The 14600-nt window shown below is 47.9% G+C and carries 18 protein-coding genes and 1 tRNA gene; 12 read left to right on the top strand and 7 right to left on the bottom strand.

Translation table 11 applies throughout. The annotated features are described in order from the left end of the window. Positions 1-75: 75 nt before the first annotated feature. Positions 76-756, bottom strand: coding sequence for a 2-C-methyl-D-erythritol 4-phosphate cytidylyltransferase (gene ispD, locus SPB21_RS20395; protein ID WP_499867603.1), 681 nt, complete (start codon positions 754-756; stop codon positions 76-78). Positions 757-814: 58 nt separating this feature from the next. Between ispD and SPB21_RS20390 the strand changes: the two genes are divergently transcribed. The 3 genes from SPB21_RS20390 to SPB21_RS20380 all read left to right on the top strand — a co-directional run bounded on the left by SPB21_RS20390 (position 815) and on the right by SPB21_RS20380 (position 2684). Continuing rightward, complete coding sequence (locus SPB21_RS20390; RefSeq protein ID WP_163662482.1) at positions 815-967, top strand: hypothetical protein; 153 nt, start codon at positions 815-817, stop codon at positions 965-967. A 34-nt stretch (positions 968-1001) separates the two neighbouring features. Further along, positions 1002-1949, top strand: coding sequence for a glycosyltransferase family 9 protein (locus SPB21_RS20385; RefSeq protein ID WP_163702582.1), 948 nt, complete (start codon positions 1002-1004; stop codon positions 1947-1949). Between the two features lie 198 nt (positions 1950-2147). After that, on the top strand, positions 2148-2684 hold the full coding sequence (locus SPB21_RS20380; RefSeq protein ID WP_163662478.1) for a hypothetical protein: 537 nt from the start codon (positions 2148-2150) through the stop codon (positions 2682-2684). A 92-nt stretch (positions 2685-2776) separates the two neighbouring features. On the opposite strand, the gene SPB21_RS20375 is transcribed toward SPB21_RS20380, so the two are convergent. From SPB21_RS20375 to SPB21_RS20365, 3 genes are all read right to left on the bottom strand, one after another. Then, positions 2777-3532, bottom strand: coding sequence for a hypothetical protein (locus tag SPB21_RS20375; protein ID WP_163662476.1), 756 nt, complete (start codon positions 3530-3532; stop codon positions 2777-2779). Positions 3533-3594: 62 nt separating this feature from the next. Then, positions 3595-4092 (bottom strand): cupin domain-containing protein, encoded by a 498-nt coding sequence (locus SPB21_RS20370; protein WP_499867602.1) that lies wholly within the window; start codon positions 4090-4092, stop codon positions 3595-3597. Between the two features lie 21 nt (positions 4093-4113). Beyond that, positions 4114-4689, bottom strand: a complete 576-nt coding sequence (locus SPB21_RS20365) for a glyoxalase-like domain protein (RefSeq protein WP_163662474.1) — start codon at positions 4687-4689, stop codon at positions 4114-4116. 277 nt (positions 4690-4966) lie between these two features. Between SPB21_RS20365 and SPB21_RS20360 the strand changes: the two genes are divergently transcribed. The 5 genes from SPB21_RS20360 to SPB21_RS20340 all read left to right on the top strand — a co-directional run bounded on the left by SPB21_RS20360 (position 4967) and on the right by SPB21_RS20340 (position 8586). Next, the gene (locus tag SPB21_RS20360; RefSeq protein ID WP_499867601.1) at positions 4967-5704 is read left to right on the top strand and encodes an RNA polymerase sigma factor; all 738 of its coding nucleotides are present in this window, start codon (positions 4967-4969) and stop codon (positions 5702-5704) included. A gap of 49 nt (positions 5705-5753) precedes the next feature. Continuing rightward, on the top strand, positions 5754-6767 hold the full coding sequence (locus SPB21_RS20355; RefSeq protein ID WP_163662472.1) for a tetratricopeptide repeat protein: 1014 nt from the start codon (positions 5754-5756) through the stop codon (positions 6765-6767). 22 nt (positions 6768-6789) lie between these two features. Continuing rightward, a complete protein-coding gene (trmD, locus tag SPB21_RS20350; protein WP_163662470.1) occupies positions 6790-7497 on the top strand; it encodes a tRNA (guanosine(37)-N1)-methyltransferase TrmD in 708 nt (235 codons plus the stop codon). A 48-nt stretch (positions 7498-7545) separates the two neighbouring features. Then, the gene (gene ispF / locus SPB21_RS20345) at positions 7546-8025 is read left to right on the top strand and encodes a 2-C-methyl-D-erythritol 2,4-cyclodiphosphate synthase (protein WP_163662468.1); all 480 of its coding nucleotides are present in this window, start codon (positions 7546-7548) and stop codon (positions 8023-8025) included. Positions 8026-8244: 219 nt separating this feature from the next. After that, complete coding sequence (locus SPB21_RS20340) at positions 8245-8586, top strand: BON domain-containing protein (RefSeq protein WP_163662466.1); 342 nt, start codon at positions 8245-8247, stop codon at positions 8584-8586. Between the two features lie 4 nt (positions 8587-8590). On the opposite strand, the gene SPB21_RS20335 is transcribed toward SPB21_RS20340, so the two are convergent. Together SPB21_RS20335 and SPB21_RS20330 are read right to left on the bottom strand one after the other, a co-directional pair. Further along, positions 8591-9481 carry a carbohydrate ABC transporter permease gene (locus SPB21_RS20335; RefSeq protein ID WP_499867600.1) on the bottom strand — a complete coding sequence of 297 codons (891 nt, stop codon included), beginning with the start codon at positions 9479-9481 and terminating at the stop codon, positions 8591-8593. A gap of 6 nt (positions 9482-9487) precedes the next feature. Continuing rightward, positions 9488-10195 (bottom strand): lysozyme, encoded by a 708-nt coding sequence (locus SPB21_RS20330; RefSeq protein ID WP_250564876.1) that lies wholly within the window; start codon positions 10193-10195, stop codon positions 9488-9490. A 92-nt stretch (positions 10196-10287) separates the two neighbouring features. On the opposite strand from SPB21_RS20330, the gene SPB21_RS20325 reads away from it, so the two are divergent. The 3 genes from SPB21_RS20325 to SPB21_RS20315 all read left to right on the top strand — a co-directional run bounded on the left by SPB21_RS20325 (position 10288) and on the right by SPB21_RS20315 (position 12791). Further along, positions 10288-11589, top strand: a complete 1302-nt coding sequence (locus tag SPB21_RS20325; RefSeq protein ID WP_499867599.1) for a M16 family metallopeptidase — start codon at positions 10288-10290, stop codon at positions 11587-11589. 149 nt (positions 11590-11738) lie between these two features. Further along, the gene (locus SPB21_RS20320) at positions 11739-12617 is read left to right on the top strand and encodes a fructosamine kinase family protein (protein ID WP_499867598.1); all 879 of its coding nucleotides are present in this window, start codon (positions 11739-11741) and stop codon (positions 12615-12617) included. Positions 12618-12720: 103 nt separating this feature from the next. Continuing rightward, a tRNA-Cys gene (locus SPB21_RS20315) sits at positions 12721-12791 on the top strand. Positions 12792-12819: 28 nt separating this feature from the next. On the opposite strand, the gene SPB21_RS20310 is transcribed toward SPB21_RS20315, so the two are convergent. Continuing rightward, positions 12820-13488: a hypothetical protein gene (locus SPB21_RS20310; protein ID WP_163702589.1), complete on the bottom strand. Its 669-nt coding sequence runs from the start codon at positions 13486-13488 to the stop codon at positions 12820-12822. 710 nt (positions 13489-14198) lie between these two features. Here SPB21_RS20310 and SPB21_RS20305 point away from each other — a divergent pair. Next, positions 14199-14564, top strand: coding sequence for a hypothetical protein (locus SPB21_RS20305; RefSeq protein ID WP_163662457.1), 366 nt, complete (start codon positions 14199-14201; stop codon positions 14562-14564). Positions 14565-14600: the final 36 nt, after the last annotated feature.

Here is a 14600-nt window from a genome sequence, read left to right as displayed (position 1 = left end):
TCATCAAGAACCCGGTTTATGTAGCAGATAAAATGCTCATGATTTCAAATTTGCTAGAAACCGGGTTCTTGATGGTTAAAGGCGCTGAAGTAGAATAAATTCTGCGATCGCAAGATCCATAGGTGTAGTCACCTTCAAATTAGTTTCTTCTCCTTCCACAATGTGGACATTGAGGCCACATTTTTCAAATAAAGCAGCATCGTCAGTGACAGACCAACTCTGGGTTTGACCTTTTTGGTGAGCTTCCTTCAGTAGTGCAACATCAAATCCCTGGGGAGTCTGAGCCGCCCACAGATGAGAACGATTGGGGGTGGCTTCGATGATGCCAAAAGTATTGACTTGTTTGATGGTGTCCTTGACGGGCACCGCTGCAATAAGTCCCTTGCAAGTTGCAAACGCTGCGGTACAGCGATCAAAAAGCGCTGGAGTAGCGAGGCAGCGAGCTCCATCATGAATTAGCACCTGTTTTGCGTCCTCAGGTAAGGCCTGTAAACCATTGCTGACCGATGCCTGGCGAGTATCTCCACCACGGATGAATGATACTGGCTTATCTATTTTCAGTTGAGTAACAGTCTCTTGAAACACCGGCTCATCCATGGCTTGGCAAATAATGCCGATCCATTCAATACTGTTGGCAGCGACCGCAGCCTTTAGGGTCCATCCCATAATTGAATGATCGAGCAGGGGTAAAAGCAGTTTGTTGCCGTCAGCACCCATGCGTTTGCCACTGCCTGCTGCCGGTATAAGTAGGTGCATTACTGTCTCCAAAAAATATTTTAAGGACGCATGTGAACGTTGCCTGTTGAGGTAAGAGATGCAAATTTTTGTCACCCCATCGGTGTTTGTCACCCCCGGTGTTTGTCACCCCATCGGCACCCTACATCCTCTCAAAAATCTTAACCAAGGAATAATTTTTACAATTTCGCGGTTTAGTGACCTTTCTTCAGCATTAGCGCTGCCAGCTTAATCTAGAATGAGTAGCGAAGTATTCTCCAAAGTCCATGCACGTCCTGGCTTTAGTTCCTGGTGGAATTAGCGATCAGCTTCAGTTTTTTCCAACGTTAGCAACTATTCAAGAAATTTATCCCAGCGCTGAAATATCAGTGGTCGTGGAGCCCACGTCTAAATCAGCTTACCGGGTGTCTAAGGCTGTTAGTGAAGTCATTCCGTTTAACTATCGAGGGCAAAATAGTCCGGCTGATTGGGCTAATTTGCTGGGTATTATTCGCGATCGCGAATTTGAATTGGTTCTCTCAGCTAGTGATCGTTGGGAGGAAGGTGTGTTGCTTTGGCTGAGTGGTATTCCCACTCGAGTTGGCTATAGCAACGCCCAAGCTCCATGGCTTTACACCAATACCGTGACCGCTGACAAAGAGCCGTATCAAGCCAGTCAGTACCAGGCGCTTTTAGAAGGCCTGGCAGAACCCTCTAAATCTGCGCCCATTGCCCTCAATGTGCCAGCAGGGGATATTGCCTGGGCTGACGAACAACGTCAAGGCTTGAATTTGTCGGGTAGCGGCGGCTACGTGGTTGTGTATCCTGGCCTGAACGTGCAGGCAGATGCCTATCCTTTAAGTAGCTGGCTTAGCATTGTGGATGATTTTCAGTCTAAACAGCCACAGATGCCGATTGTGCTGTTGGAAACTCTCGATAGCGAAGAGTTAGTTGCCACGCTGAGTCGTCAGCGTACGCTTAAGGCCGTTAAGGTGGAAAATCTTGGGCAGGTTGCCGCTATCCTAGCTGGCGCTGATTTAGTGATTACTCCTGATAGCTATATCAGCCAAGTATCTATGGCTCTTCAGGTATTTACCCTCGTACTGCAGACAAAACTGAGCCAGGCCTTACCAGTTGTTGAGGGCGAAACACGGATCCTAGGTGTGCAATCGGCGACAGAGCGGCTAGCTGATCTAAAGCCAGGGGATGTTTTACAAAAAGTTTGGGGTGGTTAACCTTGGGTATACTCAAGAACGTTTGATAAAGCATTGCATCCTATAGCAACGATGACTCGTCTTTCGAGGAGAAAGCTTAAGACTATCCACCATGTCTAACGGCACGTTAGATATCTTTCGATAGGATGACCCTACTGAGTGGTAGTCAAAGAATAGTTTCATCAAGTTTTTTATAAATCATTTAGATGAGGTAAAACCATGGATCGCGTTAAGTCTCAAGCTGCTGTGGTGTCTCAACTACTTTTTGATCCCAAGACGGCAGACACGTATAAGAGTGTTTTTGTATTGACGGGGACCATCATTAAGGAGTTAGCTCTTTTAGTTTGGTTAATTATATGTTCTGTATTTGTATTTTTTGCTTGGTTTGGCGATATAGCTCTTAACTCCGGACAGAAAATGCGAGCATGGTGGGACACTCAACAGGCAGAACCAGTGGATGGTAACCAGGCTGCTGCGGCTACTGGTCAAGCATTTTTGGAAGTTAGCCAAAATGGAGCTAATTTTCTATTAGATAAAGCGCGTGAGCAGCTTGGTCTAGAAAAAATTGAACGTCCTGCTAAAGCCGATGTAACTGTTAAGTCTCCAGCGAAAGCGGTTGCTAAGAATGTCTCAACTACGGCTAATGCTGTTGCAGGCGGGGGGGCTGCTGTTGCCAAAGATGCTCAAGCGGCCGTTGAAAAAGAAGCACCGCAGTCAAAAGCAGCCTCGGATACCTCTGTGGTTGAGAAGCATTAGATGCCGATAGCTGACTATTAACAGTGACGGATAAAGGTTGAAGTTACTGTTGTTTATGTATAAAAAAGGCTCGCTTCAAAAGCGAGCCTTTTTTATGGGGTGACATTGTTCTCCAAACCAGATGGCTTTGCAGGGATGGCTTCCAAGGTTCTAATATCAGTCGCTAAATAATTTAATGACTCGGCGACAGTCATAGCTTCTTTGACCGTAAGGTTACTGCAATCGCCCTGGCCATAGTCTTGGGCGTTTATTAAACCGGCTCCTATTAAGCGGTAGAAGCCATCCTCACCCGTTAGCCAATCGGTAAATAAATCGGGCTCTGGTAATTCTCCACTTTCACCATTAGGAAATTTACCGTGGTAAAGACGATAGCCTTCTCCAAATAGCATACTGTCCAAGGGCTCTTGATTTTCTAGAGAAATATCATTGGTTCCACTGGCCGCATATTCGATGGCAAAACAACGCTGTTGGTCGTCTCGATATACCAACCAATAGTAGGGTGTGCTAGTTTCTGATGTTTCACCGACTCCATAGCTGGCCAAGGTCATATTGGGTGTTAGATATGTAGGGATCACGATATTTACACCGAGATTGACCAGCTGATTAGTCACGTCAGGCGGTATCTGTGCCAAATAGGAGTTAGACGGTGGCGGTGGCGGTGCCTGGGTCTCTGGTGGCGGTGGGGCAGATGGATTTTGTACGTTGGGAATGTCCGTAGCTGGTGGTGTGCGTTGGCAGCTGGCTAGCAGAACGCAGAACGGCAAAATTTTTCTGACTATCCAGCTAGGGTAATCCCTATGGGCAGATTGTCTCAAACCAGCCTTCGCCAGTCCCTTCGTTAATTGCATTGGTTATCTGTCGAAGGTAAAGGTCTCGTATATCAAGGGTTTTACCATAGCTTGTGGGCACCTCAGTAGGGAGCACCGCTACGGTGGGTGAAACAGTAGCCACCTCCATCTTTAGGTTGGGCTAACAGATCATCGTCGGGATATTCTGCGCGGTCGCCAGGGGTGCGATCGCCAATTTCAAGGTATGTTGCGATCGCACTCGAGTGATTAATTAAATGGTGACCATCGGGCACCCCAGCTGGAAACCCAGCCATCATGCCCGGTGTGAGTAATGTTTCTCCAGCCTCAGTTACTAGTGTGAGTTCTCCTGAAACCATGTAAATAAATTCATCTTGGTGGCTGTGCCAGTGCCTCAGGGCTGACTGCGCTCCAGGCGCTAACGTGGTCAAGTTAATGCCAAAATTAGTCAGCCCAGCCACATTACCCACGCGTTGCTTAGAGCGTCCTGTCACAGCAGCCTTGAAAGGTTCTGGATACCCAGTACCCTGGCCAGCGGGCACCTTAGAAAGGTCGATGATCATAGGGCCAATACATATAAACAAATTGTAGGGGCGTTGCATGCAACGCCCCTACGACCAAATCTAATCGGCAACTTCAGCCATTTCAATGATTTCGCCATCATAGTCTTTGACCAAGAAATTGAGGGGTCTTTCACTCCGAATCTTATGGCGCACTCTGTTGGCCTGCACCTGCATGAGTAAAAGTTCGAGGCAGTCTCGATCAAAACAAACGTGGCGTTGACGATCTTTATGGCCACGGCTGGCACCTGAGATAACGTGTAGCTGAGTATTTTTTTTCAGCTGATACCAGAGGCCATCAGGGCTGTTGCCCAGTTCTGTGGGACGAGGCATAGAGCCCATGCCCATCATTGGATCTAGCCCTGTCCCCATGGTTTGCTCGTAATTGTAATAATAGTGGAGCGGCACATCGGCAGCAGACAGGCCTAGCATCCCTTCATAAAACTGTTGGGCAATATTTAAGTCAGAAACCATCACCGTATGCACCTTAGGGGCGCTGGTGAGAAACATCCACATCGCGCCTGCATAGGCCACCAGCAGCATCACCATAATGCCTTGGGTAGAAACGAGGCTATCGAGGGGTAGCCCTTGCCAGATGGAGGCCAGTGGTGATGAAAAAATGATGGCGCAAAAATCCATGGGCAGTATTCGGAAAGAGGGTGCTGTTAGCTTAAGTAGAGTTAGGACACTGGGATTGACCTTAGTTTATCAAGGCTCAAACCGACTAGCTGCTAGAAAGATGCCGGGTTAACCGATCCTTTACCGTATGTCTGATGGGGTAATTTACGGTAGGTGTTCACTAGTGTCAGCTTGGGGTTTATCTCCGAATCTTTAAGATTCGACGGATCCTGGGTATAGTAGTTGCTATTTATACGGTAGTCTCAGTTTGGTTAATGCCAGTCTGTCTATTCTGCCGATGATTGGCAAGAGCGCCGTTTTCAGTACTGTGGATATTCCTAATTTTCCTGAATGTGATCATGCTGTCGTCAAGTCGCTTTTTGAGTACAGTGACTACGACCTAGTGCAGCAGCTTAAGCTGCATCCCGAAGACGGCAAGTACTTTACCGCTGTGTTCTGTCGCTACAGTCCGGTGGTGTATACCCTGATTCGTCACTCGGCTCGCTCTACAGTGCAATCAGAGTATTTGTTTGCACTGACATGGCGGCATATTCTGTATGAATTGAGTGGCCTTGACTTGCCAGCTAAGCCTCCAGAAAACTTTTCTTTGCAAGCTTGGCTCGTGAATTTGACAGCGACCTGTATTAATCAAGCTGCTTTGCCTGATGTTGAAGAGATTCACTACAACTTGCAAGAAGCTTCGCCCCCACTCTGGTGCTATGTTACTCAGGCACTTGAGCAGCTTCAGCCTCTACACCGTTTGGTGATTGTCATGGCGCAGACATTTCGGTGGAGTGATACTCGAATTGCTGCCTATTTACAGGCTGAGGGGCAGCGTATTTCCCCTAAATCTGTGAAAACCTTGTTGACAGATGCTCAACAATCTTTGAGCAAAGCGTTACCACGTGATATTCAGGTGATTTACTTTGGGGATACTGAAACTGTAGCGGAGGAGAATTTGGCAGAGGATTTGTCAGAGCTATTGGATGTATCCGATCTTGACTTAGAACAGCCAAATCTAGCTTCTGAAGCTTGATCGCTCTAGTTTTTGGGCGCTAGTGTTTTACATAGGGAGAGATCTGGTCGTGCACTGCACAGTTCGATTTGGTTACGGGTTCGTGCTGACGGCGTTGCTGGGTATGCCAGCAGCCTATGCCCAAGGGACGCTTGATGACCAGCTGCGACAGCCGGTTAACCGAGAGGCCATTAATCAGCGACGCGACGTGGCTGATCAGTTGTTCCGTTTGGGGGACCGCCAGGCGGAACAGGCAGACTATCAGTCGGCACTGCGTGCCTGGCGTCAGGCCGTAGAACTCTACTATGAGATTGGCGATACCGCTTCCATGGAGCAGGTCTATGGCAAAATTGGCAGTGCTTATGCCCAGCTGGGTGACTATACCGGGGCTGAGACGGCTGTGCGTCGCCAGCTTGCGATCGCCCGGGACAATCAAAACTTCAGTACCCAAATATTTGCTTGGAATACCCTGGGAACCTTGCGATTGCAGCGGGGGGGAGTGGAGTCTGCCATCCAATCCTATGAAGAAGCCTTGAACATTGCCTACAGCATTCAAAACTTTGAAGGCATTGGTTTGTCCCTCAGTAATCTAGGGTTATTGGCCTTTGCCCAAGGAGAGTATGACGCTGCCATTGAATATTACGAACTTGCTGGCAACTACCGTATTCGGGCCGGCAACTTGGTAGGCCGTGCCAATACCAGCAACAATCTCGGTGATGCCTATTTAGCTCAAGGTATACAGGGTAAAGCTATTGGCGCGTATCGTCTAGCCCTAAGCTATGGACGTGATAGCAATGATGTCACATCACAGCTCCATGCCATTGATGGTCTAACTGATGTTTATAGCGCTAGACGTGATTGGAACCAGGTGCGTACTTACCTGGATGAACGTATTGCCCTGACGAGCAATAGTGATAATGATTGGTTCAGATTAGTCACCTATAAGCGTCTAGGGGAGTTTTATGAGGCTACAGGGGAGCTAACGTTAGCCCGAGACCAGTATGAGCGAGCTTATGAGTTGGCACGTTTACTAGAGCAAACTAATCTCGAAGTGGAACTATTTAACCGGTTGTTGAATTTTTAGAGCCTGGGGGCAGTAATAATTAATGCGATTTGACCTGATCAGTTTATTTCCCGACTTTTTTACATCACCCCTCAACTCTGGACTCATCGGCAAGGCACTACAGCGGGAGATTGCTCAGGTTCACATCACCAACCCTCGGGATTTCACCACTGATAAGCACCATAAGGTTGACGACGAACCCTATGGGGGGGGCGTCGGGATGGTGATGAAGGTTGCTCCAATTGTGGCAGCTCTTGAGAGCCTACCCCAGCAGGCTCGCCGTGAAGTGGTGCTAATGACTCCCCAGGGGGAGCCCATGACTCAATCTCTGTTGTGGCAATGGTCAACGAGTCTTGATCAACTCGTGATTATCTGTGGCCATTACGAAGGTGTGGATGAACGCATTCTGAATGTAGTCACGCGGGAAGTGTCCCTGGGCGATTTTGTCCTCACCTGCGGTGAAATTCCAGCCCTGGCATTGCTCAATGGTGTCATTCGATTGCTGCCAGGCACTGTGGCAAAACGAGATTCTTTGCATTACGACAGTTTTGAGTCTGGTTTGTTGGACTATCCCCATTACACTCGACCGGCTGAATTTCGAGGCTGGACTGTGCCAGATGTGTTGCGCTCCGGTAACCATGCTGCCATTGCCCAATGGCGTCGCCAGCAACAGATCGAACGCACTCGTGAGCGTCGCTGCGATCTTTATGAGCGTTGGCAGCAGCAACAGTGGGAAAATAAAGATAATTAAAGGCTGCTGCTGTCTGCTTCCGCATTGATAGTCACTAAGGAGTTTTCCATGGGTGTTCGCATTGGTAATGGCTATGACATTCACCGCTTAGGTCCAGAGCGACCCTTGATTTTAGGGGGTGTCACCATTCCTCACACGTTAGGGTTGTTGGGTCATAGCGATGCTGATGTGCTAACCCATGCAATTATGGATGCCATGCTGGGGGCCTTAAGCTTGGGTGATATCGGTCTCTATTTTCCCCCCACTGACCCTAAATGGAAGGGCGCTGATAGCTTGATGCTTTTGGACCAAATTTACCAAATGGTAAAAGAGCGAGGGTGGACCATTGGCAATTTGGACACAGTGGTGGTTGCTGAAAAGCCTAAGCTGAAGCCACATATTGCAGCGATGCAACAATCTTTGGCTGCACGGTTGGCAGTCGCAACCGACCAGATTGGTATCAAAGCGACGACCAATGAAAAACTAGGCCCTACTGGACGTGAAGAAGGAATCGCAGCCTATGCTGTAGTACTGCTTGTGAAGGCCTAGGGCGCAGTTGTGTTAAAAAGTTTCTAGGAACACATAATCCACCCCAAGTATTTTCTAGAATTTATAAGCGAGTGTTATCCGGATTCTGCAAAATTGTTATGCGTTAATGCACGCTTCAGCGCTTTTCATTAATAGCCTGGTGATCGAGGTGCATAAGAAAAGCGGATGCAACGTATTTGATGGTAACCAAGTAGGGTGTCAAGGTGGCTTATGAATGGCGTGGCTGTTGTAACTACTCTAGGTGGCGGATATAGGACCTGCGAGCTATCTGATAGTGAAGTTGGTCGATGTCGTTGGTTCTCTTCTATTCCACCAGAACGGATCGGTTTGCATGGGGAGTTTGATTATTATGGTTTATCTAAGCGAGTGTCCCACTGTCTAAGCAACTATGTGGATAATTCTGTAGAACGCTTGAAAGTCCGCCAGCGTGGGCGCGTTGTGGTTTTAAGTGGTCAACTAGGCTCTCCGTATAAGCTCAGTAAAATTGTTGACTTAGCCCTCTCTGTCGATGGTGTGGATGCGGTAGAAACCAGAGGTGTTGCTTTTTCTGAAGCGTTGTAGAGTTTTAAAGTAATGTCTTTGTATCTTGTTCGGGAGCGATGCGAAGTCGGATAAGAGACAGGGTCAAGATTAGGATGAAAAGTACCAAGCCAATAGTGCAGGCATAGCTCATCTCGAGGTCTACAAATGCTTGCTCATAGACGTAGTAAACGACGGTTTTCGAGCTACTACGGGGTCCCCCTTGGGTCATGATGTAAATTTCTTCGAATACCTTAGTCGCTGATATAGCGGAAATCACTGCCACAAGAAACATGTAGGGACTCATTAGCGGCAGAGTGATATCCCAGTGTTTTTGCCAGCGGTCAGAACCGTCGATGGCAGCAGCTTCGTAGAGATCTACTGGAATGCCCTGTAGGCCGGCCAGGTAGATCACCATGTAGTAACCTAATCCCTTCCAAATGGTGACTGCCATGACGCTAAATAGTGCCAGATTAGGGCTGGTCAACCAGGGAATGCGGATAGTCTGCCCGATTAAGCTGGACAGTACCTGATTAAATAGTCCGGTTTCGGCATAGAGCCAGCGCCAAGCGATGCCAGCGACCACCATAGAGATGACGACTGGGGTGTAATAGGCTACGCGAAACCAATTCATGCCCTTGAGTTTCTGGTTGACTAGAATGGCTAGGATCAGGGGTGCGATCGCAAGTATGGGCACTACGCCCATCAGATAAACCAATGTATTACCCAGGGTTTGCCAAAACGTTTCATCCTGCCATAGGCGCACAAAATTAGCCCACCCGACCCATCGCGGAGGCTGGGTAATGTCGTATCCATACTCGGTAAAACTTAAGTAAAACGCCTGTAACGCTGGCCAAAAGACAGTCAAACCGAGCACCAGTAACGCTGGTGTTAAAAACGCATAGGGAATAAACCAACGGGGAAACGGACGCTGCACTTAGTCTTATAGAAAACGTCGATAGTCTTGTCCTAAAAATAGGGCCCTCTCAGCATTCCGCCGCCGAGTTAAACCAGCCAATACTCTACCACCAGCACGATTCCAACGAGGGAACTCGTTAGCAGCTCCATAGATATCACGACGATTAAGCTTCTTCAGCAAGGTAGAGCTACGCAGAGCGCCAGAGCCCACGTTATAGGTAAACGATACAATGGCTGCAAACTGATTGTCATTAATTGATACGCGGACGGCTTGATTAACGGCTTTCTCAAATCTGTCTAAATCAGTTTTAAGTAATGCTTCGGCTTGTGCCTCAGTAATTTCCTGCCCTGGTTTTACACCTCGGGTGGTGCCATAGCCAATGGTCCATACGCCAACAGCATCTTGATAGGCCTTGAGCCTTAACCCTTCAAACGATTTGATCAAACCTACACCGCTGGCATTCGTTTGTCTTGTGCTGCTACCGCCGCCACTGGTGGGGGGACTGGTGGGGGGAGCCACTTGCCTTGGCATGGGCTTAGGCTCCGGTCCAGTTTGGGAAACTGTCATTCCTCGGGGGGAATCAGCTCGTCTAAACCACGATTTCATGCCACTAATATTGAGCACTTTTTCGTTAGGGTTTGACTTAGAAGGATATTTGGAGATTTTGGAGATGTAGTACCCCCCCTGCATCAGATAGATAGCCTTATCCGTTTCCTTGATCCAAGTGCCCATAAAAGTTTCCCTTGGTTGTTTTTACCCAGACTTTACTGTATCTAGATGACTAGAATAAAAAAATAGAAATATCACGAAATTTTAGCTTGCCCATGGTTACAACGTCGGTTTTCTCTGAAATTACTAATCAACCCGTTGTAAAACGCTTAGCTAATGGTCTAACGATTATTGCTGAGCAAATGCCGACGGCTGCTGTCAACCTGAATATTTGGCTGGGGGTAGGTTCTCGGGTAGAGTCTGATGCCATCAATGGTATGGCTCATTTTCTGGAGCACATGATTTTCAAGGGTACGCCTCAACTTCAATGTGGAGAATTTGAGCGCTTGATTGAGGAGCGTGGGGCAATTACCAATGCTGCCACCAGTCAGGACTATACTCATTACTACATTACGACGGCTCCCAAGGATTTTGCGAAGCTAGCTCCGCTCCAGGTGGAACTTTTGCTCAATGCCAAGCTGCATGACGGCGATTTTGAACGTGAGCGGCCTGTCATCTTAGAAGAAATCCGTCGCTCAGAAGATAATCCCAGGCGGCGTGTATTTCAGCACTCCATGGCCTTAAATTTTGAGCAGCTTCCTTATCGGCGCACTGTTTTAGGGCCAGCATCAGTGATTGAGCAGCTATCTGCTGAGCAGATGCGAGATTTCCACCGGCGTTGGTATCAACCTCAAAATATGACGGCTGTGGTTGTGGGCGATTTGCCCACCGATCAGCTAATTTCTATTGTGGAACAGAGTTTTGAGCAGGCTTTAGCGAATCGTCGTCAACAAGCTTTGACAGGCCCCTTGGAGGGTGTGCCAGCCAGTACGCCTGAATCTCCCTTTGAATCGATTGCGCGGGTTGATTACGCCGACGCAACGCTACAGCAGGCTCGCTTAGTACTGAGCTGGCGCGTACCCGGGTTACGACAACTGTCTGAAACCTATGCATTAGATGTTCTAGCCTCAATCTTGGGTCAGGGGCGCACCACTCGCTTGGTTCAGGATTTACGGGAAACTCGAGCCTTAGTGAATAGTATTTCCACCAGTAACATTACCTATGGTGAGCAGGGGGTGTTTTATATCTCTGCTAATTTGGCGATTGAGCAGCTAGATACGGTTGAAGCGGCAGTTTTAGAACATATTCAGCGTCTTCATGAGGAACCAGTCAGTGGGGCTGAGCTCAGCCGAGTGCGGACCCAGGTAGCTAATCGTTATGTGTTTGGTAATGAAACCTCTAGCGATCGCGCCAGCATGTATGGCTATTACCACGCAATGACAGGTGATATTGAAAATGCACTGAACTATCCAACGGCTATCAAAACAATTAATGCAGAGACCGTTCAAGCTGCCGTACAGCGCTATTTGCCCATTGATGCCTATGGCGTGTTGAGGTTGTATCCAGAGGCTAATTAGATAATAAATGCGTTAATAAGTGCGTTCGCTGCGCCAGGGAGTAGGACATTCACTGGGTATTGTCTTGGGGGTGTAGTTAGGGATTGAGGGGGCTGACCTTAACCATTTGCTTGGGTGGAGAATAATTGTAGTGTTTCGAGATAGAGGGTATGGCTGAGGTGTGGTCTGAGATTGCGGCTCAGATTAGTCGCGTGACTGGTCAGTCCTTTCGGGTAGAGCGGACACGATCTGTTGGCGGAGGGTGTATCAACCAGGCCTATGGTTTAAGCGATGGCCAAACTACATTTTTTGTAAAGTTGAATCAGGCTAGCAAACTGGCCATGTTTGAGGCTGAGCTGGATGGCCTCAAGGAAATGTATAACAGCCAGACTATTCGGGTACCGCAGCCAGTGTGTTGTGGATTGGCCGGAGCAAATTCCTACATTGCAATGGAATGGTTAGATCTGGGGAGTCGTGGCGCAGCCTGGGCAACCATGGGGCAACATTTGGCAGCCATGCATCGCACATCTAGCGACTTGGGGTTTGGCTGGCACCGTATCAATACCATTGGTGAAACTCATCAACCCAATGACTGGCAGGAAAGCTGGCTAGTGTTCTGGCGAGATCAGCGGTTGGGGTATCAGTTTCGTCTGGCTCAACGACGGGGGGGGGCTTTTCCTCAGCAGGATGCGCTGCTAGCGGCTTTGCCTGAGCTGTTGGCTGGTCATGATCCCATGCCATCGCTGGTGCATGGAGATTTGTGGTCTGGGAATGCGGCGATTACAACGGCAGGTGAACCGGTGATTTTTGACCCGGCTACGTACTATGGCGATCGCGAAGTCGATCTGGCAATGACAGAGCTGTTTGGCAGTTTCCCAAGGGACTTTTACGATGCCTATGAGGTAGTTTATCCGCTGTCAGAGGGCTATCCCACGCGTAAAATTCTTTATAACCTTTATCACATACTCAATCACTTCAATCTATTTGGCGGTGGTTATGCATCGCAAGCCAACCGGATGATTCAACAGCTGCTTGTTAAAGTGAGGTGATATTTGTGGACCTACTTTTCTTGTTGTAAAAGAAAAGTAGCCTTTAATGGCGAATCTAGGTTAGAACGCGACGAGAATTTGATATATTTAAGTTCGGCAATTCGGCGGCATGGCCAAGTGGTAAGGCAGAGGATTGCAAATCCTTTATCCCCAGTTCGAATCTGGGTGCCGCCTTTAACGATTCAAAACTCATATACCTAGCCTAGTCCACGTCGTAATAGGTGGCATTAGCTCGTTTAGGACGAACGGGCGGTGGTAGAAACTCTTGCTCGTAGTACCGATAGCCAGCGGGGGGAACGGGCATTTGGAAAGGGTATACCACTGGAACGGTGCGTTCCTCACGGCGACGTCCCGAAATTAAAATCATGCAGAGGATAATGACGCCCCCGCCTGCAACCATTACTAGTAATAGGCCACCACCAATCCATAACAGGGTGGTTTGAATATTATTACTACTATTGGATGTGTTTCGCTCAGACTGGGCCGCAGCTAGCTGACCATTTTGGAAAGAAAGGGTATCGACCGAACGCTGATATTCCCTGAGCTGTGACAGAACTGCCCGTGTTTCTTCCTGCTGCTGCTTGAGTTGATTCTCTAAGTTGCGAGCCAGCATTTCTTGCTGTACTAGCTGGTTCTCTAGCTTGGCGGTTAAGTCGCGCTGTCGATCTAGCTCTTCTTTAATGTCTTCATTGAGACCCTCATTAACTGTCTGTATCGGTGACTGAGGGACCGGAACCACGTCCTCTAACGTCGTGGAGCTGGATTGTGTTTCGGGGGAGGATGTCTGAAACCCAACTCGTGCTAATAGCAATACTAAAACGGCTACCCCGGTCGTTGCACACCCAGCAACGAACGCAGTGGTATCAGTCATAGATGATTTGGGTGACATTAATTAACAACTGCCCCCGACAGTTCACGACTATTATTGAGCTCTGTCACGGCCTACGGCATCGGTTAAAACTAACGTTTGCGGTCTATTTCCGTGTTTAAACATCTTGCTGGACGACGTTCAAACATCTTGCTGGACGACCCTACACCCATAGAGGTTATCTAGGCTATGGTGTCAAGGTCTACCTATACTACCGCACGCGATTAAAGGAAAACCTTTATTCGAAAATGGTTTTCTTAAATGCGTTTAGTAATGCAACACCCCTGATCAAATCCACTGACTGGAAATGTACGCTTCAATGTACATTATGGCATGGGTAGTATACCCTATGAATTCGATAAAGGCGTACTAAAAACGTAATTGAAATCTAATTATTAAGTACTTTATTAAGTACCTGATAACCGTCTAAAAGCTATATAGCTGGTGACAACCTTAATATCAGGAAGAAATGCACCTGGGAAGTGTACTTTCGCTACAGTATGGCACGGTTTCATAGAATCTCCCCGTTTTTATATAGATCACCTGACATTGTGGGGAAAGTGTAAAGAACAATAGATTAAAATCTAAGATTTTTATTTCATCTCTTTATGATTTCAAACTTGACAACAAAAGGTTAAATCAATAAGTAATAAGCTCTCTTCATTGGTTAGGCGTTCTTAGGATGAAGGGGTTATTTGAGGATTTGCTAGCTCATGGATATTGCTCCAGAAAAAGTAGTGCATTTATCAAATCGGGTCGATACCTTGCATCAGCTCCTTGAGCAAATAGACTGCAAAGTGTCGAACCTGTTAGTGCACCAGGATGCGGTTAGCGATGGCAGTAGTCGGCCTAAATTTGGTGTTAGTCCTCCTGCACGGATGGTGGCTAACGGCTTAGACGAAGCCTTTGACCATAAGGACATTTTGAATGATGAACCCCACTTTGGTCTTGATCAGTTGACGGGTAATCAGTCGCTATCTCCCGAGATTCAAGTTCAGCGGTTGACGGCTCAGTTAACGGCTGCTTATAACCGTATTGCTGCGTTAGAGGAACAGCTGTTAGCCTATCGGGCACATTAAATCGTAGTGAATGCTATGGGTAGGGTCGGAAGTTGC

Source organism: Leptothoe sp. ISB3NOV94-8A (assembly GCF_043421595.1).
In the GTDB taxonomy this organism is placed as follows: Bacteria; Cyanobacteriota; Cyanobacteriia; order Phormidesmidales; family Phormidesmidaceae; genus Leptothoe; species Leptothoe turfae.
This window is presented reverse-complemented; position numbering and strand designations above follow the sequence as displayed.

Excerpts from the sequence above, each read along its gene's own strand:
- SPB21_RS20305 (WP_163662457.1), top strand. The coding sequence starts at position 14,199 with ATGGATATTGCTCCAGAAAAAGTAGTGCATTTATCAAATCGGGTCGAT.
- ispD (WP_499867603.1), bottom strand. The coding sequence starts at position 756 with ATGCACCTACTTATACCGGCAGCAGGCAGTGGCAAACGCATGGGTGCT.
- trmD (WP_163662470.1), top strand. The coding sequence starts at position 6,790 with ATGCGATTTGACCTGATCAGTTTATTTCCCGACTTTTTTACATCACCC.
- ispF (WP_163662468.1), top strand. The coding sequence starts at position 7,546 with ATGGGTGTTCGCATTGGTAATGGCTATGACATTCACCGCTTAGGTCCA.
- SPB21_RS20330 (WP_250564876.1), bottom strand. The coding sequence starts at position 10,195 with ATGGGCACTTGGATCAAGGAAACGGATAAGGCTATCTATCTGATGCAG.
- SPB21_RS20310 (WP_163702589.1), bottom strand. The coding sequence starts at position 13,488 with ATGACTGATACCACTGCGTTCGTTGCTGGGTGTGCAACGACCGGGGTA.
- SPB21_RS20380 (WP_163662478.1), top strand. The coding sequence starts at position 2,148 with ATGGATCGCGTTAAGTCTCAAGCTGCTGTGGTGTCTCAACTACTTTTT.
- SPB21_RS20320 (WP_499867598.1), top strand. The coding sequence starts at position 11,739 with ATGGCTGAGGTGTGGTCTGAGATTGCGGCTCAGATTAGTCGCGTGACT.
- SPB21_RS20325 (WP_499867599.1), top strand. The coding sequence starts at position 10,288 with ATGGTTACAACGTCGGTTTTCTCTGAAATTACTAATCAACCCGTTGTA.
- SPB21_RS20375 (WP_163662476.1), bottom strand. The coding sequence starts at position 3,532 with ATGCAATTAACGAAGGGACTGGCGAAGGCTGGTTTGAGACAATCTGCC.
- SPB21_RS20370 (WP_499867602.1), bottom strand. The coding sequence starts at position 4,092 with ATGCAACGCCCCTACAATTTGTTTATATGTATTGGCCCTATGATCATC.
- SPB21_RS20385 (WP_163702582.1), top strand. The coding sequence starts at position 1,002 with ATGCACGTCCTGGCTTTAGTTCCTGGTGGAATTAGCGATCAGCTTCAG.
- SPB21_RS20365 (WP_163662474.1), bottom strand. The coding sequence starts at position 4,689 with ATGGATTTTTGCGCCATCATTTTTTCATCACCACTGGCCTCCATCTGG.
- SPB21_RS20390 (WP_163662482.1), top strand. The coding sequence starts at position 815 with ATGCAAATTTTTGTCACCCCATCGGTGTTTGTCACCCCCGGTGTTTGT.
- SPB21_RS20360 (WP_499867601.1), top strand. The coding sequence starts at position 4,967 with ATGATTGGCAAGAGCGCCGTTTTCAGTACTGTGGATATTCCTAATTTT.